The organism is Micromonospora yongxingensis (assembly GCF_052601155.1).
The window spans coordinates 172,520-191,139 of record NZ_JBQXEO010000005.1 but is presented as its reverse complement, the minus strand read 5'-3'; the positions used below and the strand labels follow the sequence as shown (position 1 = coordinate 191,139).

Genomic DNA, 18,620 nt, shown 5'->3' with positions numbered 1-18,620 from the left:
CTTCCTACGCCGCACGGGGGATCGCGGCAAGGGCGAGGGCACTGTCCCGCGTACGCTGCCGTGGTGCAGATCGACCTGGTTGCCCTGATCGTCGACGAGTACGACCCCGCGATCGCGTTCTTCACCGACGTCCTCGGCTTCGACCTCGTCGAGGACTCCCCATCGCTGACCAATGACGGTCGACCCAAGCGGTGGGTCGTCGTGCGGCCGCCGGGCGCCCAGACCGGGATCCTGCTCGCCCGCGCCGACGGAGACCACCAACGCGCCGCAGTCGGTAACCAGGTGGCCGGCCGGGTCGGGTTCTTCCTCCGCGTCGACGACTTCGACGCCGCTTACCGGCGGATGGCCGAGGCCGGTGTCACCTTCGTCCGGGAACCTCGCACCGAGTCCTACGGCCGGGTCGCGGTCTTCCTCGACATCGCCGGCAACCGGTGGGACCTGCTCGGGGCCAGCTGACCGTCAAGATGAGGGGCGGGAGCAACGAGATCGCAGTCAGCGACAGCGCCGTCCACCGCCGGGACCACCGCGAGACGCGCGCCACCGCGCAGCGCGAGCGTCCGCACCGGACTACTCTGCGCCGTCCGCCGGCAGGCGCTCCGGCAGCCCGAGCCGCGGGAACTGGTCCTCGTGGAACGTGACGATCTCGGTGATCGCCCCGCCGGTGACGCGCAGGACGTCGATCGTCAGCGGCAGGTACGCGGCCTCCCGCTCCTGCCACAGGTAGAAGGCGACGGCGGGCTGCCGGTTCACCGAGCTGGGGACCCCGCGCAGACCCTTCATGCCATCGAATCCATCCTCGATCCAGCTGTTCACGACCGCGTCGCGGCCGACGTACAGACCCGGCGTGGGCGGCATCGAGGAGCGGACGTCGTCCCGCAGCATGGCCGCGAGCACGTCGACGTCCGTGGCCACACTGGCGTCGGTGAAGCGGCGCACCAACTCGCGCGTCCCGGCGTCCTCCTCGCCGCCGGTCCAGTCCTGCCGCTCGGCGGGCAGGTGCTCCCGCATGCCGGCACGGGCGCGCTGCAGCGCGCTGTTCACCGAGTTCACGGAGTCTCCGAGGAGCTCCGCGACGTCCTTCGCCGGCCAGCCGAGCACGTCCCGCAGGATCAGCACGGCCCGCGGGCGCGGCGCGAGGTGCTGGACCGCGACCAGGTACGCCAACTCGATCGTCTCCCGCGCGACGGCGACCGTCTCCGGCTCGTCCGCGTCGCCCGCGGGCAGCTCGTCGAGCAGCCGGTCCGGGTAGGGCTGCAACCACGGCACCTCGCCGCCGGTCGCGGGTTGCGGGCGGCGCCTGGCGAGCAGGTCCAGGCAGGCGTTGGTGGCGATCCGGTACAGCCAGGCCCGGAACGTCGACCGCCCCTCGAAGGTCTCCCGACGCCGCCAGGCACGGAGGAACGTCTCCTGCACGGTGTCCTCGGCGTCCTCGAACGACCCGAGCATCCGGTAGCAGTGCACGTGCAGCTCCCGCCGGTGCCGCTGCGCCAGCCCCGAGAACGCCGGCTCGTCGACCTCGCCCAGACCGCTCACGCCCAGCTCCTCCAGCCCTGTGTTCGCACTCATCACGTCATCCTTCCGTCCGATGGTGTCCCGACGTAGGTGTGACGGCTGCGGGCGCGACAACTCATCACCAGGGCGGCCTGATCAGGGTCTTCTAGCGCCAGGCGGGGTGACCCCGACCTGAGATGCGGCGATCAGGGCCGGCCCCATCGTGGGTTGCGCCACGAGTACGGCACGGGCATCCACGCGATTTCCTACGTCGGCTGATCGACGGATGACCGTGCACCGATCTGCCGCTGAGGGGCGTTGGCGGATCCGCCCGGGGACACGTCCGGATTCGCCGAGAACAGCGCGCCGCTTATACGGCCGGTCTGCTCGTCTCGGGCCTCATATCAACCCATGTTGTTAGGCAGAACGGATGACCGGCCGGGTCCGCGTACACGTAGCATTGCTCGCTGTTGGGCTGGAACTCGTACTTCGTCGCTCCCGCCTTCAACACGCGCAGTTCTGCGGCGACGCGGTCTTCGACGTAGAACTCAAGGTGCAGCTGGATGGGCGATGGGGGATCGGGCCACGTCGGGGGCGTGTAACCGACCACCCGCTGGAAGTCCATGCGGCCGGTCCGGCAGATGACCGTGGCCCAGTGCTCATCCAGATTGGTGATCGTGCCACCGGTGATCTCCGCATAGAAGGTCGCCAGCTGCTTCGTATCGAGACAGTCCAGCGTGACCGAGGCGAGCCGGATGGAGTCGGACATGGTCGTCTCCCTGCGAGGAAAGTGCGTCCTACCCTAGGCGACGTCAGCCGACAACACCCGCACCCATCGATGATCAACCACGGCTTTGTGTCACGGCCCCGAGGCATCCACTCATGCCGCTGGCAGCGGGCGCTCGACGATCCGGCCGGGGACGGGCGTCAGGCGCTGCCAGGGGCCGGGTGGGCACTATCGTTCTGGCGTGCACATCCGTTTTGACGTCCCAGCCGATCCCACCTACCCGGGCCGCGTGGCCGCCGCACTCGCCAGTGCTCGGCTGCGCACGTCCGGCTATATCGGCGCCGTGCTGGCGGTGGTCGGGGCGATCGGTCTCGCCGTCTCGCGGGGGTTCGCGTGGGGCGAGCAGATCTCGCCGCTGTGGTTGGCGATGGTCGTGGGCGGTGTGCTGTCGATGCTGTACTCGCCGTGGGTGCGGTGGCGCGCCCGTCGCCGCTCCAGTCGCTACGCCGTCGAGGGCGCCTACGACATCACCGACGACAACATCATGATGCGCAGCGGCTCAGAGTCCGGCGGCATCGCCTGGGACGGGGTCGCCCAGGTAAGGGACACCCCTGACTTCTGGATCGTGTACGTCGGCCGGATGCCGGCGACCGTGATCCCACGCCGGTTGATGTCCGCCGAGGATGCCGAGGCGTTGCAGGCCTATATGGCCAAGCGTGGGCTGCTCCGAGTGCGGTGAACTCAGCGAAGCGCTTTCTCCATGACCTGTTCCCTGGTGACGCCGTCGGACAACAGGCCCCCGAGCTGTTTGGTGACGACGAAGCCATTGCGTCGATAGAGGGTGATGGCGGCTTCATTGCCCGGGATCACCGCGAGCTTCAACGTCCTCGCGTCTGATCGCAGAGCCCAGGTTTCGACGGCAGCTATCAGCCGGTCCCCAACACCACGCCCCCGAGCCTCAGGGCCGACCCACACGGACCTCAGCTCGCTGACACCGTTGTCACCGGGAAGGCCGGCAGCCATGCCAACGGCTTGGTCGTCGAGCATCGCAACGATGTTGTGGCTGCCGGGCATCTCCAGGCGCGAACGCCACCGCTCCTCCCCACCGCTGTGCCACTCGGCGAGCCGAGACTTGAACGCGTGTGGCGCGTCGGCTAGCGCGGCGAGGCGGACCTCCCGCCACAACGGCCAGTCGTCGATCGAGACCGTACGCAGACTCAGCACACTGACAATCCTCCCGGACCTGGGTTCAGGGGGGGGCGAGGAGGCTCTTCTGCCGGGACGTGCGTCACTGATGCCCCGCCTGACCGCTGCTCTGGGAGGGCCTGACAGCGGCCTTCAGCCGAGCAGGTACGCGTTCAGCCGGTCGGCGAGTTGCTTCGGGTGGCTGAGTGCCACTGAGTGGCATCCGTCGATCTCATCCGGGGTGGCGCCGAGCCGGTCGGCGGCCACCCGGCGTTGGAAGTCCGCCGTGAAGAACCGGTCGTCGCGGGCGACGAGGACCTTCGTCGGCACGTCCGGCCAGGCCTCCAGGGGCCACGGCTCGTTCCCTTCCGCGCTGACCTGGTCCCGGCTGTGCGCCGCTGCCTGCGCGACGATCTCGGCCGGCACACCGTTGTAGAACTGCTGCTCCTCGCTGAGCCCTTCCGCGCCGCGGTATCCAGTGTTGCCCCACCAGTCCGCGGGCCTCTCGCCGGGCGCCGGGACCATCGGAGTGAGCAGGACGATCAGCCGCACAGGCAACCTGTCGGCGATCAGCGGCGCGGTGAACGCACCATAGGAGTGTCCGACGACCACAAGGTCGCTCCGGTCGCCGACAGCGTTGACGACCGTTGCGCAGAACTCGGCGAACCCCGCGGAGCTGTCCTCGATCGGCAGTTCCGGCACCACCACGTCGTGGCCGCGGTTGGTCAGCTCAGGGACCAGAAGGTGCCAGTCCCAAGCGCTGCCCCCGCCGCCGTGGATCAGAACGAAAGTCGCCATGACCCGAAGCCTCACAGCCGGGTGTGACAACCCGCCACTCGGCCCGGTTCGCCACGGCAGCACCGGTGGTGGCTCGGGTCCGGGCGGTCGGCGGCGGCCCGCCGACCGGGGCCACCGGTCAGCGGCGGCCGGTGGCCAGGGCGACGAGGTACTGTCCGCCGCCTGCGTCGACGCTTGCCGTCACCGGCAGTCCGGGCACCAGCCGGGAGAACCGGTCGACCAGCCAGTCCGCCGTCTCCTGGGCGTCCTTCCTGCTCGCACAGCGGGCGACCAGCTCACGGCCACCCTTGCGGTCGAGTCGCTCCGCGACGGTGATCAGCGGCGCGGGCTCCACCACGTGCAGACGGTCCGGCCAGGCGATGACCACCTTGACCGCGCCCTTGCGAGTGTTGCAGGCACGGTGCGCGAGTCGCTCGGCGACCTTGGCCTTCCTGTCGGCGGTGCGGCTGTCGACGCTGGGACCACGCGGGTCGTTCACCGACATGTCGGCGTCGACCGGCTCGTCGCACACCCAGCACCGCCAACTGTCACGCCTGCCGACGTCCTCGAGGAGACTCATCCGAGCAAACTAGCCTGTCAGCTCGCGGCCAGCGAGCGACAGCCCTGGCCGCGGGCACCGTCAATCTCACGGCCGAGCAGGTCGCCGCCCGGCCCAGGGTGCGGTCCTGGACTGCCCGTACGCGGCATGGCCGGTCATCGCCCGGCTGCCTCTCCTCGTGGCCGGGCTCGTTCGGCTACGCCGGGGGTGGGGCGGTCGTGCGGCGGACGACGAGAGCTGGCGAGAGCTTGATCTGGGCGGTGGGCCGGCCCCGGTCGGCGATGCGGTGGAGCAGGAGCCGGGCGGCGTCGGCGCCGATCTCGCGGCCTGCCTGGTCCACGCTCGTCAGTGAGATCGGCCGGAAGGCGGCGAAGGTGGTGTTGTCGTAGCCGGCGACGGAGATGTCCTCCGGCACGCGGAGCCCGGCCTCGGCGATGGCGTCCAGCGCGCCCATGGCGACGATGTCGGCGCCGGCGAAGATGGCGGTGGGTCGGACCGGCCGGTCGAGCAGCTGCTGGGTCCCGAGGTAGCCGCCCTCCTGGTTGTATCGGGTGGAGGCGATGTCGATCTCGTCGGCGAGGCCGCGAACCCGCATGGCCCGCCGGTAGCCGGCGGCCCGGATGGCGTTGGGCATCTCGGCGAGGCAGTCGGCGCTCGTCTCGTGGTGCTCGATGTGCGCGATGCGACGGTGCCCCAGGTCGGCGAGGTGGTCGACGACCAGCGCGGCGCCGGTGAGGTCGTCGTCGGCGACGGTGTCATAGGTCTGGGACCGGCCGTGCCGACCGACGACGACGGTGGGTACGACGGTGGCGACCTGTTCGAGACGAGCCCGGGTCGAGATGGGCGCGATGAGGATCATGCCGTCCATACCGCGGTCGATCATGGCGTGGATGACCCGGGCTTCGGCCTCCTCGCCGTTGCAACCAGAGCCGAGAAGCACCTGGTAGTCGGTGCCGGCGATCCGGTCGGTGAGTCCGTCGAGGATCTCGGCGAAGAAGGGATTGCGGATGTCGGGCAGCATGACGCCGATGGTGTACGTCTGCCCCCGCATGCCACGCGCGGCGGCGTTGGGCCGGTAACCGAGCTCGCTGATCGCCTGGCGCACCTTCGCCTGCATCGTGGGGCTGACGCCGTAGGCGTTGCGCAGGACCTTGGACACCGCAGTGGTGGACACCTGGGCGTGCCGCGCCACGTCGACGATGGTGGCCCGTCGGGTTGCTGTTGTTGGGCTGTCCATCTGTGGCCTCCGTGCACGTGAAACGTTGCCCACAGCCTAGGTCTCTGAGCATCCCCATGCCAGGGCGCGGACCTATTGACGTCGGGTGGGTGAACTCCTAGGGTCAGGCGCAACATTTTGGAAAACGTTGCCCACACCACACCCCCTCCGCCCCGCAGGCGCTCGGCTGATCCATCCCCTTTTGCGGCCGCGCCTTGAAACGTTTCAAGGAGTGGACACGCGGATGACAGTTGCCCCCACCGGTCGCCGGACCGCCTCCACCAGCGGCCTTCGCCCAGCCGCCACGGCCTCCACCGCCAGCGGTCGCCCGGCGCCTCCCTGGTGGTTCGCGGCGCCGGCAATGCTCCTGTTCGCCTTCGTGGTCCTCGTGCCGAGCGCCCGGGGCGTCTACTACGCCTTCACCGACTGGGACGGACTGAGCCCCGATTTCGCGCTCGTCGGGCTGGACAACTTCGTCGGCATCGCCCGCGACCCCGACGCTGTCCAGGCCGTCCGGCAGACGCTGGTGATCGCGGTGGCCGTCACGATCATCCAGAACGGGATCGGGCTCCTGCTCGCGCTCGGGGTCAACACGGTCATCAAATCCCGCAACGTGCTGCGGGTTCTCCTGTTCGCCCCGGCGGTGGTCACCCCGATCGTGACCGCGTACCTGTGGCGCAACCTGCTCGGCCCGGACGGCGCGGTCAACAGCCTGCTGGGCGCCGTCGGGCTGACCTCGTGGCGGCAGGACTGGCTGGGCGATCCCGGGCTGGCCCTCTGGGCGGTCGTCGCCGTGGTGGTCTGGCAGTTCGCCGGCTACTCGATGGTCATCTTCCTGGCCGGGCTGCAATCCGTGCCGAAGGAACTCTACGAGGCCGCCGCGATCGACGGCACCGGACCGGTCCGGCGGTTCTGGTCGGTGGTCCGGCCCCAGTTGGCGCCCGCCATCACGATCAACCTGATGCTGTCGATCATCGGCGGCATCAAGCTCTTCGACCAGGTGTACGCGTTGACCGGCGGTGGACCCGGGCACGCCACGGACACCATCTCCACCCTGATCTACAAGGAAGCGTTCACGCTCGGCGAGTTCGGCTACAGCATCGCCTTGGCGGTGGTGCTGACGGCCATCGTGACGATCGCCTCGACGGGCCAGTACGTGGTGCTGGCCCGCAACGAGAGGGCGGCGTCGTGAACCGCTACCGGTGGCGCACCTTCGGTTTGGAACTGCTGATGATCGCCGCCGCCGTGGTGATCGCTTTCCCGGTCTACGTGCTGGTGAACCTGGCCGTACGCGCACCGTCGGACACCTCGTCACCGATCCGTCCGACGACGTCGCCCACCCTGGCCAACTTCGCCCAGGCGTGGAGGGAGGGCGGGCTCGGCGGTGCCCTCGTCAACAGCGCCCTGGTCACCGCCGTCAGCGTCGTGGTCGTGCTGGCGGTCTCCGCGCTGGCCGCGTACCCGCTGGCCCGAGCCACTGCCCGCTGGTCCCGGGGCATGTTCCTGCTGATCATGCTCGGGCTGGTGCTGCCGTTCCAGCTCGCCGCGCTGCCGCTCTACCAGACCATGCGTGACCTGGGCCTGCTCGGCAGCGTCTGGGCGCTGGTCCTGTTCTACTCCGGCCTGCAGGTGCCGTTCACCACGTTCCTCTACACCGGATTCATCCGGGCGCTGCCGCACGACTTCGAGGACGCCGCCCTGATCGACGGCTGCCGACCGTGGGACGCGTTCCGGCACGTGGTCTTCCCGATGCTCAAGCCGGTCACGGTGACCGCCCTGGTGCTCAACGCGATCGCCGTCTGGAACGACTTCTTCACGCCGCTGCTCTACCTCAGCGGGAGCAGCCAGCAGACCGTGCCCGTGGCGTTGGCCGGCTTCGTCGGCCAGTACGTAGCCGACTGGAACCTCATCTTCGCGGCGCTGGTGATCAGCATCGTGCCGATCCTGCTCCTCTACTTCGCGCTGCAGCGCAGCATCATCAACGGCTTCGCCGGAGGGCTGAAGGGATGAGACCGTACGACCTGGAGACCGAACAGCGGCGCGAGCCCCTGGGTGTGGGGGAGCGGTGTCCCCGGCTGTCCTGGAAGCTCGCCTCCGAGCGGCGCGGGGCCGCGCAGCGCGCGTACCGGATCAGCGCCGCCGAACGGGCGGCGGACCTGACCGACCCCGACCGGCTCATCTGGGACACCGGCCGCCGCGAGTCGACCGACACGCTCCTGGTGCCGTGGGACGGGCCGGTCCTGCGGTCGGCGACCCGCTACCACTGGCGCGTACAGGTCTGGGACGAGACCGGCGCCGAGGCTGGCGCGGCGCAGAGCTGGTTCGAGACGGGTCTCCTGCATCGCGACGACTGGTCTGCACGCTGGATCGGCCGCGACCCGGCGGTGCTGCCGCACGTCGACCCGCCGGGCGACGACGAGCGTCCCCCGCTGGAGTCACCACCGCTGTACCTGCGCCGGGAGTTCCACCTCGACCGCCCACCGGTGCGGGCCCGGCTCTACGCCACCGCGCGCGGCGTGTACGAGCCCCGCCTCAACGGGGCCCGGGTCGGTGACGCCGAGCTGGCGCCGGGCTGGACCGAATACCACCGCCGGCTGCATTACCAGACCTACGACGTCACCGCCCTGCTGCGTCCCGGCGGCAACGCGCTCGCCGCGATCGTCGCAGACGGGTGGTGGTGCGGGTACGTCGGGTTCGACGCGCGCCGGCCCGCGCAGCACTACGGCGACCAGCCGGCGTTCCTGGCCCAGCTCGTCGTGGACTTCGCCGACGGGTCCCGGCAGGTGGTGGTCACCGACGGCGGCTGGGGCGAGCGGCCGGGCGCGATCCGTGCCGCCGACCTGCTGATGGGCGAGTACGTCGACCGCCGCCACCACGTGCCGGGCTGGGACAGCCCCGGCTGCGGCGGCTTCCAGCCCGTCGTCGTGCTCGACGCCGAGCCCGGTCCGCTGGTCGCCGAGCCGGACCACCCGATCCGCGTCACCCGCGACGTGCCGGCGGTCGAGGTGCACCGCCGTGGTCCTGGCCGCTACGTCGTCGACTTCGGACAGAATCTCGTCGGCCGGGTTCGGCTGACCGTCCGCGACGCCCCGGCCGGGCACCGGATCGTATTGCGGCACGCGGAGATGCTCACCGACGGCGAGCTGTACGTGGACAACCTGCGCACCGCCCGGGCGACCGACGTGTACCTCGCCGGCGGCGACGGCGTCGGGGTGTTCGAGCCGCGGTTCACCTTCCACGGCTTCCGGTACCTGGAGGTCGACAACCTTCCCGGTGGGCTGGACTGCTCTGAGGTGGTCGCCCGCGTGTTGCACAACGACACGCCGTTCACCGGGCGGTTCGAGTGCTCCGACCCGATGGTCAACCAGTTGCAGTCCAACATCACGTGGGGGCAGCGCGGCAACTTCGTGGCCGTACCGACCGACTGCCCGCAGCGCGACGAGCGGCTCGGCTGGCTGGCCGACGCGCAGATCTTCGCCCCGACCGCCACCCGCAACGCGGACGTGTCCGCGTTCCTGGCCCGATGGCTGCGAGACGTGGTGGACGGGCAGGACACCGAGGGCGCGTTCCGGGACGTCGCCCCGGTCATCGACATGCGCCGGGCGGCCGCCCCGGCCTGGGGTGACGGCGCGGTGATCATCGCGTGGCACCTGTGGCGCGTCTACGGCGACCGCCGGGCGCTCGAACGCTGCTACGACGCCATGCTCGCCTGGGTCCGCTACGTCCACCGGCACAATCCCGACCTGCGCTGGCGCCACCGCACCGGCAACTCGTACGGCGACTGGCTCCAGATCGACGTCACCACGCCCCGCGAGGTGCTCGCAACCGCCTACTTCGCCCGCAGCGCCCAGCTCACCGCCGAAACGGCCACGGTGCTGGGCCGGCACGACCGGGCAGCCGAGCTGCGTAGCCTGCACGCGGCGATCCGTGCGGCGTTCATCGACGCGTACGTCGGTGACGACGGCACGGTCGAGGGGGGCACCCAGACGGGGTACCTGTTGGCGCTCGCGTTCGGACTCCTGCCGCCGCAACTCGTGCCCGCAGCTGTCGAGCACCTGGCCGCCGACGTCGAGAAGCGGGACCACCGACTGACCACCGGCTTCGTGGGGGTGGCCCTGCTGTGCCCGGTACTGGCCGACCACGGCCGCGCCGACCTCGCCTACGCCCTGCTGCACCAGGAGGAGTTCCCCTCCTGGGGCTACTCCATCCGGCACGGCGCGACCACGATCTGGGAACGCTGGGACGGCTGGACCGACCACGCCGGCTTCCAGTCACCGGCGATGAACTCGTTCAACCACTACAGCCTCGGCAGCGTCGGCGACTGGCTCTACGGCCGAGTCGCCGGCATCGACCAGACACCCTCCTCGGTGGCGTACCGCGAGCTGCTGCTGCGCCCCCTGCCCGGCGGCCGGCTCACGTGGGCGCGTGCCGAACAGGAGACCACGCGGGGGCACGTCGCCTGCGGCTGGTCGATCTCCGACGGCCGGCTCACCGTCAGCGCCACGGTGCCGCCCGGCTGCACCGCCGTACTGCAGATCCCCACGCCGGACCCGGACAGCGTGCGCGAGGACGACGCGCCCGCCGCCGACCGGCCCGGGGTTCTCGGGGTCGAGACGTACGCCGCAGGGGTCACCCTGCGGCTCATGTCTGGCCGCTACACCGTCACCGCCACGGCACCCGACGTGGTGCCCTAACCGCTCCTCCACCAGGGAGACACCATGAAGCGCACCAGCAGACTCGCGGCCATCGCGGCCGCGATGACGATCACGGTCGCGACGACCGCCTGCAGCAGTGGCACCAACGCCGGCTCAGGCGATCCGAACACCCTCACGCTCGCCTCGGTCGACCAGGGGTCCGTCGAGGACGTCGTGAAGGCGTTCGAGGCGGCGAACCCGGGGGTGAAGGTCAATCTCACCACGAGCGGCGCTGACCAGCACCAGCAGCAGATCCGCACCCAACTGGCATCCGGCACCGCGCCGGACGTGATGTCGGTCTGGCCGGGCAACGGCAACCCCGGCGCCACCTTCGTCCTGGCGAAGCCGGGCTACCTGCTCGACCTGTCCGACCGGCCCTGGGCGGCGAAACTGCCCGACACGGTCAAGAGCGTCGCCCAGTACGAGGGCAGGACGTACAACGGGGTGTTCGGGCTGAACGGCATCGGCGCCGTCTACAACGAGGAGGCCATGCGGAAGGCCAACCTCACACCGCCGGGCACCTGGACGGAGCTGCTGGCCTTCTGTCGGGCCGCCGCGGGCAAGGGCACCCCCGCCTTCGCGCTCGGCATCCAGGACAACTGGGTCACGCAGCTCGTCCTGTACGCGCTGGCCGCAACCACCGTCTACGCAGGTGACCGGGAGTTCGACGCCAAGATGCAGGCAGGTCAGGCGACCTTCGCGAACTCCGCGTGGGCCACGGCCATGACCAAGTACCAGGAGATGAACGACACCGGTTGCTTCCAGAAGAGCCCACTGAGCACGAGCTACGAAGCCAGTCAGGAACTCGCCGCCACCGGCAGAACGCTCGGCCTGGTCCAGGGCAACTGGGTGGTGGCCCTGCTGAAGGGCAAGAACCCGAGCGGCACCTTCGTCCTCAAGCCGTTGCCCGCCGCCGACGACCCGGCCACGATCGTCATGCCCGTCGCCGCCGGAATGGGCTACGGGGTGAACGCCAAGGCCAAGAACAAGGACCTGGCGCTCAGGTTCGTCGACTTCGTCATGTCGCCCGAGGGCATGAAGCTCTTCAACACCAAGCAGGGCAGTCTGCCCACGCTGCCCGACAACCGCTCGGCCGTCGACCCGGCCTTCGGAGAGCTGACCACCTTCATCACCGACGGCCGCACCGTGCCGTTCATGGACCAGCTGTGGCCCAACGCCAAGGTGCAGCAGACCATGCTCTCCGGTCTCCAGGAGATCTTCAGCAAGCAGGCCACGCCGCAGGAGGTCCTCACCTCCATGGACACCGACTACCGGGCAGGCACCTGACCGCGTACGCACGAGCGGAGCCGGCGGGTCGGAGCATGCCGTCCCTGAGCTGCCGGGCGTCCGCGCCAGCCAGTCCCAGACGTATCAGTCGCAAGCGTCGCCGGCGCCCCGTGCGCCGGCGGGAGGGAGCTAGCAGTGCCGAGACACGGATATCGCGTGCGGGTGTTGGCGGGAGCGGGCCTGTGCCTGGCCCTGGTCGCGCCGCAGGCCCTGACCGCCACACCGGCCGCCGCCGGTGGTGGACCCACCAACGTCCGCGTCGTCAACCTCAAGGTCGACGGCCGGGACGACCGTCCGCTGGGTATCGACAACACCAGCCCCACCCTCGCATGGCAGATGACCCAGACACCGCAGGCGGCGTCGCACCCGTGCTACCGCCCCCGGTCGAGGGTGGCCTGCCCGGGTGACCGACAGACCGCCTACCAGGTTCAGGCCGCGACCAGCGAGTCGAACCTGAAGCGGAGCCGGCTGGTCTGGGACTCCGGCCGCGTCCCGTCCACCGCGCAGACCGACATCCGTTACGCCGGGGCGCCCCTGAAGTCCCGGGACCGGGTCGTGTGGCGGGTGCGGGTCTGGGACGCCGACCGTCGCGCCTCCGACTGGAGCGCGCCGTCCTCATGGGAGGTCGGCCTGCTCAAGCAGAGCGACTGGGCGCCGGCCAGCTGGATCGAGTACCCGGGACGCGTCGAGAACCAGGCGATGCCGATCTTCGCGCGGCAGTTCTCGGTCGACCGCCGCAAGCGGATCAGCGCCGCACGCCTGTATCTGTCCGGCGTCGGCCTGCACAAGCCGACCCTCAACGGACGCACGCTCACCGACGAGGTCCTGGCGCCCGGCAACTCCAACTACCAACTCTCCAGCGAGTACCGCACCTACGACGTCACGGACGACCTGCGTACCGGCGCCAACACCCTCGGCGTGCAGCTCGGCAACGGGCCCGCGTACGTGCGTCGCAGCGTCACCAACCCAGCCGTCGGCCGTACCGCGCCGTACTCCTGGTGGCAGAGCCAGCTCAAGGGCAGCGGCGCTCTGGCCGTGGGCGTCGCGGCCGGCGCCACGACGGTGAAGCTGGACACCGTCGCGAACTACCACGTCGGCGGCACCATCACCATCGACACCGGCGACGGCGGTGAACGCCTCGAACCCCGCACGATCACCGCAATCGGCACCGCCGGTGCGGATGGCACCGGCATCACCTTCACCCCCGCCCTGGCCCGCCCACACGCCGCCGGGGCGCTGGTCACCGGCTCCGGAAACAACATCGCCGCGAGCGACCCGAGCGCAGGGGCGGCGGTCACGCCGCGTCTCATCGCCCGGTTGGAGATCTCGTACGTGAACGGGCCGTCCGACGTCATCGTGTCCGACCGCAACTGGCGCTCGGCGCTCGGCGCGCTGGTCACGGACGCGTGGTACTCCGGCGCCGACTACGACGCCCGCCGCGAGCAGCCCGGCTGGGACCGGCCTGGCGCCGACCTGTCCGCCACCGCGAAGCGCCGCGACGGCACCCCCACCGGCTGGATCGCCGCCGGCATCGCGCCGCCGCCGAACCTGGCCACGAAGCTCGTCGCCCGCGCGGGCGAGCCGGTCAAGGTCGTGGAGACGTTCGAACCGGTCTCGGTGACCAGTCCCGTACCGGGGACGTGGGTCTTCGACTTCGGGCAGAACATCGTCGGGTGGCCGGAGCTGCGCCTGCGCGACGGCGTTCCCGCCGGCACCACCATCCGCATGTCCCCGGCCGAGTCGCTCGCCGCGGACGGCACCGTCGACCAGGCGTCGTTGATGGGCGGCGGGGGCAGCCGCGGTCGTGACCTCTTCAACACGTACACCACCGCCGGCCTTCGTGGCGGTGAGACCTGGCACCCCGACTTCAACTACTTCGGCATGCAGTGGGTGCAGGTCACGGGTCTACCTGACGGGTACGTCCCCGACACCCGCACGATCCGCGCGCTGCGCGTGCAGGCCGACACCCCGGTTGCGGGGGAAGTCACCACCTCCAACGCCCGCATCAACCGCATCCACAAGATGGCCCGGTACTCCTTCGCGGGCAATGTCATGTCGGTGTTCACCGACTGCCCCGGCCGGGAGAAGTTGTCGTATCCGGCGGACTACACCATGCCGATGGGTGCCATTCACCGCAACCACGACCTCGCGGCCTACCTGCGCACCACCATGCACCACCTGGTGGAGGGCCAGTCGCTCGCCGACACCCCGATGTACGGCAACGTGGCCCTGAAGACCCCCGTCTACGACTGGGGTTACAGTGGCCGCTTCGGCGACGAGATCAACTGGGGCAACGCCATCGTCCTCGTGCCCGCGATGCTGTACGAGCTCTACGGGGACACCCAGACGATGGCCAACTCCTACGACCGGATGGTCGCCTTCGTCGAGTACGTCCAGCGGCAGAAGGTCGGCACCGGCGCCAACGCGCACATCGTCGACGCCGCCCTCGCCGACTGGGTGGCGGCGGACCAGACCTCGGGGCGGATCACCGGCACCTGGGGCTACTACGTCATGATCAGCAAAATGGCGATGATGGCGGAGCTGACCGGCCACGGCGCAGACGCGGAGAAGTACCGTGCCCTGGCGGCCGACATTCGGACCGCCTTCAACGCAGCCTTCTACAACAACCAGCTGCGCCGGTACACCGCCAACGGGAACGCCGGCGCCACCGGCGCGACACAGACCGCGCAGGCTCTCGCGCTCGACGCCGGGCTCGTCCCGGACAGTGAGCGTGGCGCCGTCCTCGACGCCCTCGTCGAGCTGGTCCACGCGTTCCATCCGAACGGCGACGGTCCGCACTTCAGCGGAGGCACCATCGGCATGGCCCCCACCGTCCGGGCCCTGGCCGCCGGCGGCCGCGACGACGTGCTGTGGGACCTGTTGCAGGAGGACGACCAGCCCAGCTACGGCTACTTCATGGCGTCCACCACCGCGAACCCCGGTGGAATGACCACCATGGGCGAACGGTGGAACCTCGCCGACTCCAAGAACCACATGATCCTCGCCCAGATCGAGGAGTGGTTCCACAGCGGGCTCGCCGGCATCCGGGCGGCGGACGGCAGCGTCGCCTACCGAGACCTGGTCATCCAGCCGAAACTGGCCGGCGACCTGACCTTCGTCAAGGGCAGCTACACGACGCCCGCCGGGGTCGCCCGGTCCGAGTGGTCCAGGAGCGACCACCGTTTCCGGCTGTCGGTGACCGTACCCACGAACACCACCGCGCAGGTCTGGGTGCCGCTGCAGGGTGGCCGGGTGGTCGAGGCGTCCCAGCGCGCCGACTTCGTCCGGACCGACGGTGACCACGCCGTCTACCGGGTGGGGTCCGGCGCGCACAGCTTCACGGTCAACCGATAGGCAGGCGGGCCTGGCGTCCGGAACCGGGCGCCAGGCCCCGCCCCGACCGACGGGAGCACCATGGACAGCGACTTCCCGGCCGGCTTCCTCTGGGGGAGCGCCACCTCGGCCCACCAGGTCGAGGGAGGAAACGTCAACAGCGACTGGTGGGAGTTCGAGCACCGGCCCGACACGCCCGCCCGCTGGTCGTCCGGTGACGGCATCGACCACTACCACCGCTACGCGGACGACTTCGCGTTGCTTCGCTCCCTGGGCCACACCGCCCACCGGCTGTCGCTGGAGTGGTCCCGCATCGAACCCGCTCCCGGTGAGTTCAGCCGGGCCGCGACGACCCACTACCGGCGGGTGCTCACGGCGCTCGCCGACACGGGCATGACCGCGTTCGTCACCCTGCACCACTTCACGCTGCCCCGATGGTTCGCCGATGCCGGGGGCTGGCTCGCACCCGACGCGATCGACGTGTTCGCCCGGTACTGCCGGTACGTGGCGGTGGAGCTGGGCGAGCTGATGCCCTTCGTGTGCACGATCAACGAGCCGCAGATGGTGGCGCTGCACGGCTACCTGGAGGGCTACCACCCGCCGGGGCTCACCGACGACCGGCTCTGGCGGCAGGTCGGCCGCCAACTGCTCCGCGCCCACTTCGCGGCGGTCCGCGCCGTACGTGGGGCGGGGAAACAGTCCCAGATCGGTCTCGCCGTGCAGGTGCCGCTGCTGGCCCCGGCGCGGGACGACGAGGAGTGCCGCGCGCTGCACCGACTCCTGCGCACCGAGATCGTCGACCGCTACCTGGACGGGCTCATCGGGCCCGACCGCGGCGACTTCCTCGGTGTGCAGTACTACCGCAAGCAGTGGGTCGACCCGCGCTCGCCGACCCGGTTCGCCGAACCACCGGCGGGTTTTCGCCGCACCCAGATGGGCTGGGCCGTCCACCCCGACGGTCTCCGGCAGGTCCTGCACCGCGCCGCCGAGACGGGCCTGCCGCTGTACGTCACGGAGAACGGCATTGCCACCGAGGACGACGCCGAGCGGGTCGACTACCTGCACGCCCACCTCGGCGCCGTCGCGGCCGCGCTGACCGAGGGCGTCGACGTGCGGGGCTACCTGCACTGGTCGGCGTTCGACAACTTCGAGTGGAGTGAGGGCTACCGCCCGAAGTTCGGGCTCATCGCCGTGGAGCACGACAACGACTTCGCCCGGGTGCCGAAGCGCAGCGCGTATGCCTTCGCCGAGGTGGCGGGAAGTGGCCGGCTGGGTCTACAGCCCGTCGTCCAATGTCCGCCCGACCAGTTGCTCCGGTGACGCGACACGCGCCGCGAGGAGGCCGCCGATCCCGGGGATGAGCGCGAGCAGCCACACCCGGTGGCGCCGGTCCATCACGAGGATGGCCGTGATGACCGTGGCGGTGTAGGCAAGGCCGTGCACAGGACCGAGGACACGTGAGACGTCCGGCAGGTGGACGGTGACGACGTTCATGAGCATCAGCACGAGGGTGACGAGTTCTGCCGTGCCGACGATCCGCAGGACGCGACGCGGGCTCACAGTCCGACTCCCGTGGTCGAACCAGGACGGTAGATCATCAGGACGACGACGATCGCCCAGAGCAGGTTGAACACGCCCGTCAGCATCCCGAGTTGGCGTGCCATCCCGTCAGGCGCCACCTCGCGGGTGTCCTCCACGCTCGTGTCGAGCACGCGGACGACGCGCCTCTGACCAGGCAGGATGAACGCCACCAGCACCGCGGCCGCAGCGGCAGTCAGGATCATGGACACGATCAGCCAGGTGTCGCCGAGCACGCCGATACTCGCGCCCGTAGCGAGGCCGAACACCGGAACGAGCACGCCGATCACCGCATAGACGCGCGTGATGCGGTGCAGGATCCGCACCGCAACAGCTTTCCTCGGGTCGTCGGGTGCCGCGAGGGCGAGACGCGCGTAGCGCGGGAACATGCTCGCCGCGATGGCGACCGGGCCAATCGTGAGAATGGCCGCGAGCACATGGACCGAGAGCAGGAACGCACTCACGCGCTGGTCCGCGCGGTGGCCGTCAGGGTGATCCGCGGATTGCCGGATCGCACCACGCCGGGGCCGCTCGCGCTGACGAGATCCACCGCGAGCGCGCCACCGAGCAGATCGCTCCCGGCGGTAAGCACTTCGAACGGGGCGACGACGTCGAGCGGGTCGAACCCGTCGAAGAGCACGAACTGGGCGTGGAGTTGAGGCATGAAGGATCCCCTCGGTGGACGGTCCCTCCATGTTCGCGATCCACGCAGGGGACGCCAATGGCTGTCGGGACAGATTGCGCCTGTATCTGGCCACCCGCGAAGTGCCTATCCTGTAGGGGTGTACACCGTCGTCGTGCTCGCGCTCCCCGATGCGATTGCCTTCGATATGGCCACCCCCATCGAGACCTTCGGGCGGGTACGCCTGCCGGACGGCCGCCCGGGATACCGGCTCGTCGTCGCCGGGCACGAGCCGTCCGTCCAGGCCGGTCCGCTGCGCCTGGCCGTTGATGAGGACCTGGACGCGATCGAGCGCGCGGACCTCGTCATGGTGCCCGGACGGAACGACCCGTTGCGGCCGTCGCCGCCCGCTGTCCTCGCAGCCCTGCGGGCGGGAGCGGAGCGCGGGACCCGAATCGCGTCGATCTGCGTCGGCGCGTTCACGCTGGCCGAGGCGGGCCTGCTCGATGGCCGAGACGCGACGACCCACTGGCTCGCCGCGGACGAGCTCGCCCGACGTCATCCCGCTGTCCGGATGAACGCCGACGTGCTCTACACGGACAACGGGAGCATCCTGACGTCGGCCGGAGCCGCGTCCGGCCTCGACCTGTGCCTGCACATCGTCCAGCGCGACTACGGGGTGGCCGTCGCGGCGGACGCCGCCCGCCTTGCCGTCGCGCCGCTGCACCGGCCGGGAGGGCAGGCGCAGTACATCGTTCGGAACCGCCCGACGCACCGGACGTCGACTCTGGGACGAGCGCTCTCGTGGATCGAGGCGAACGCGCACCGGGACCTCACGCTCGCGGACATCGCCGCCGCGGCCGGCATGAGTGTGCGCACGCTGACACGTCGATTCAAGGAAGAGACAGGGCAGAGCCCCATGCAGTGGGTGTCGGGGGTACGCATCCGTCACGCGCAGGACCTGCTTGAAACCACCGACCACACCGTCGACCGGATCGCTGCCCAGACCGGGTTCCCCACGACGAGCAACTTCCGTTCCCAGTTCGGGCAACTCCTCGGCGTCACGCCCGGCGCGTACCGCAGGGTCTTTCGGCCTCAGGCGTCGGGTGCGGCCGACCGCCGGGATCGGTAGCCCACGCTTGCGGGGGCAC

The 18,620-nt window shown here is 70.3% G+C and carries 18 protein-coding genes; 9 read left to right on the top strand and 9 right to left on the bottom strand.

Going from position 1 to position 18,620, the window contains the following annotated elements; translation table 11 throughout:
* Nucleotides 1-60: 60 nt before the first annotated feature.
* Nucleotides 61-456, top strand: coding sequence for a VOC family protein (locus ACTWLT_RS09475; protein ID WP_252418042.1), 396 nt, complete (start codon nucleotides 61-63; stop codon nucleotides 454-456).
* Between the two features lie 111 nt (nucleotides 457-567).
* Here the strand turns inward: ACTWLT_RS09475 and ACTWLT_RS09470 are convergent, their stop codons facing one another.
* Nucleotides 568-1,566 carry an RNA polymerase subunit sigma-70 gene (locus ACTWLT_RS09470; protein WP_445317974.1) on the bottom strand — a complete coding sequence of 333 codons (999 nt, stop codon included), beginning with the start codon at nucleotides 1,564-1,566 and terminating at the stop codon, nucleotides 568-570.
* A gap of 295 nt (nucleotides 1,567-1,861) precedes the next feature.
* Nucleotides 1,862-2,260: a VOC family protein gene (locus ACTWLT_RS09465; RefSeq protein WP_445317973.1), complete on the bottom strand. Its 399-nt coding sequence runs from the start codon at nucleotides 2,258-2,260 to the stop codon at nucleotides 1,862-1,864.
* 199 nt (nucleotides 2,261-2,459) lie between these two features.
* Between ACTWLT_RS09465 and ACTWLT_RS09460 the strand changes: the two genes are divergently transcribed.
* Nucleotides 2,460-2,957, top strand: a complete 498-nt coding sequence (locus tag ACTWLT_RS09460; protein ID WP_445317972.1) for a YcxB family protein — start codon at nucleotides 2,460-2,462, stop codon at nucleotides 2,955-2,957.
* A 2-nt stretch (nucleotides 2,958-2,959) separates the two neighbouring features.
* Here ACTWLT_RS09460 and ACTWLT_RS09455 read toward each other — a convergent pair whose 3' ends face one another.
* The 4 genes from ACTWLT_RS09455 to ACTWLT_RS09440 all read right to left on the bottom strand — a co-directional run bounded on the left by ACTWLT_RS09455 (nucleotide 2,960) and on the right by ACTWLT_RS09440 (nucleotide 5,976).
* Nucleotides 2,960-3,442 (bottom strand): GNAT family N-acetyltransferase, encoded by a 483-nt coding sequence (locus tag ACTWLT_RS09455; protein WP_445317971.1) that lies wholly within the window; start codon nucleotides 3,440-3,442, stop codon nucleotides 2,960-2,962.
* 114 nt (nucleotides 3,443-3,556) lie between these two features.
* Complete coding sequence (locus ACTWLT_RS09450) at nucleotides 3,557-4,201, bottom strand: alpha/beta fold hydrolase (RefSeq protein WP_445317970.1); 645 nt, start codon at nucleotides 4,199-4,201, stop codon at nucleotides 3,557-3,559.
* A gap of 118 nt (nucleotides 4,202-4,319) precedes the next feature.
* Nucleotides 4,320-4,760, bottom strand: a complete 441-nt coding sequence (locus tag ACTWLT_RS09445) for a hypothetical protein (protein WP_445317969.1) — start codon at nucleotides 4,758-4,760, stop codon at nucleotides 4,320-4,322.
* A gap of 175 nt (nucleotides 4,761-4,935) precedes the next feature.
* Nucleotides 4,936-5,976: a LacI family DNA-binding transcriptional regulator gene (locus tag ACTWLT_RS09440; protein WP_445317968.1), complete on the bottom strand. Its 1,041-nt coding sequence runs from the start codon at nucleotides 5,974-5,976 to the stop codon at nucleotides 4,936-4,938.
* Nucleotides 5,977-6,199: 223 nt separating this feature from the next.
* Between ACTWLT_RS09440 and ACTWLT_RS09435 the strand changes: the two genes are divergently transcribed.
* From ACTWLT_RS09435 to ACTWLT_RS09410, 6 genes are all read left to right on the top strand, one after another.
* Nucleotides 6,200-7,147 (top strand): carbohydrate ABC transporter permease, encoded by a 948-nt coding sequence (locus ACTWLT_RS09435; protein WP_445317967.1) that lies wholly within the window; start codon nucleotides 6,200-6,202, stop codon nucleotides 7,145-7,147.
* Entirely contained in the window at nucleotides 7,144-7,965 is an 822-nt protein-coding gene (locus ACTWLT_RS09430) for a carbohydrate ABC transporter permease (RefSeq protein WP_445317966.1), read from the top strand. The genes ACTWLT_RS09435 and ACTWLT_RS09430 overlap by 4 nt, the downstream gene beginning before the upstream one ends.
* Entirely contained in the window at nucleotides 7,962-10,649 is a 2,688-nt protein-coding gene (locus ACTWLT_RS09425) for an alpha-L-rhamnosidase (RefSeq protein WP_445317965.1), read from the top strand. The genes ACTWLT_RS09430 and ACTWLT_RS09425 overlap by 4 nt, the downstream gene beginning before the upstream one ends.
* A 24-nt stretch (nucleotides 10,650-10,673) precedes the next feature.
* Nucleotides 10,674-11,936 (top strand): ABC transporter substrate-binding protein, encoded by a 1,263-nt coding sequence (locus tag ACTWLT_RS09420; RefSeq protein WP_445317964.1) that lies wholly within the window; start codon nucleotides 10,674-10,676, stop codon nucleotides 11,934-11,936.
* 156 nt (nucleotides 11,937-12,092) lie between these two features.
* Nucleotides 12,093-15,290, top strand: a complete 3,198-nt coding sequence (locus tag ACTWLT_RS09415; RefSeq protein ID WP_445317963.1) for a family 78 glycoside hydrolase catalytic domain — start codon at nucleotides 12,093-12,095, stop codon at nucleotides 15,288-15,290.
* 60 nt (nucleotides 15,291-15,350) lie between these two features.
* A complete protein-coding gene (locus ACTWLT_RS09410; RefSeq protein WP_445317962.1) occupies nucleotides 15,351-16,589 on the top strand; it encodes a glycoside hydrolase family 1 protein in 1,239 nt (412 codons plus the stop codon).
* On the opposite strand, the gene ACTWLT_RS09405 is transcribed toward ACTWLT_RS09410, so the two are convergent.
* The 3 genes from ACTWLT_RS09405 to ACTWLT_RS09395 are packed head-to-tail and all read right to left on the bottom strand — an operon-like array spanning nucleotide 16,545 to nucleotide 17,511.
* Entirely contained in the window at nucleotides 16,545-16,829 is a 285-nt protein-coding gene (locus tag ACTWLT_RS09405; RefSeq protein WP_445317961.1) for a DUF3817 domain-containing protein, read from the bottom strand. The genes ACTWLT_RS09410 and ACTWLT_RS09405 overlap by 45 nt on opposite strands.
* Nucleotides 16,826-17,311, bottom strand: a complete 486-nt coding sequence (locus ACTWLT_RS09400) for a DUF2269 family protein (RefSeq protein WP_445317960.1) — start codon at nucleotides 17,309-17,311, stop codon at nucleotides 16,826-16,828. Before ACTWLT_RS09400 ends, ACTWLT_RS09405 begins: the two co-directional genes overlap by 4 nt.
* Nucleotides 17,308-17,511, bottom strand: coding sequence for a type 1 glutamine amidotransferase family protein (locus tag ACTWLT_RS09395; RefSeq protein ID WP_445317959.1), 204 nt, complete (start codon nucleotides 17,509-17,511; stop codon nucleotides 17,308-17,310). Before ACTWLT_RS09395 ends, ACTWLT_RS09400 begins: the two co-directional genes overlap by 4 nt.
* Nucleotides 17,512-17,629: 118 nt before the next feature.
* On the opposite strand from ACTWLT_RS09395, the gene ACTWLT_RS09390 reads away from it, so the two are divergent.
* A complete protein-coding gene (locus tag ACTWLT_RS09390; RefSeq protein WP_445317958.1) occupies nucleotides 17,630-18,601 on the top strand; it encodes a GlxA family transcriptional regulator in 972 nt (323 codons plus the stop codon).
* The last annotated feature ends 19 nt before the right edge of the window (nucleotides 18,602-18,620 follow it).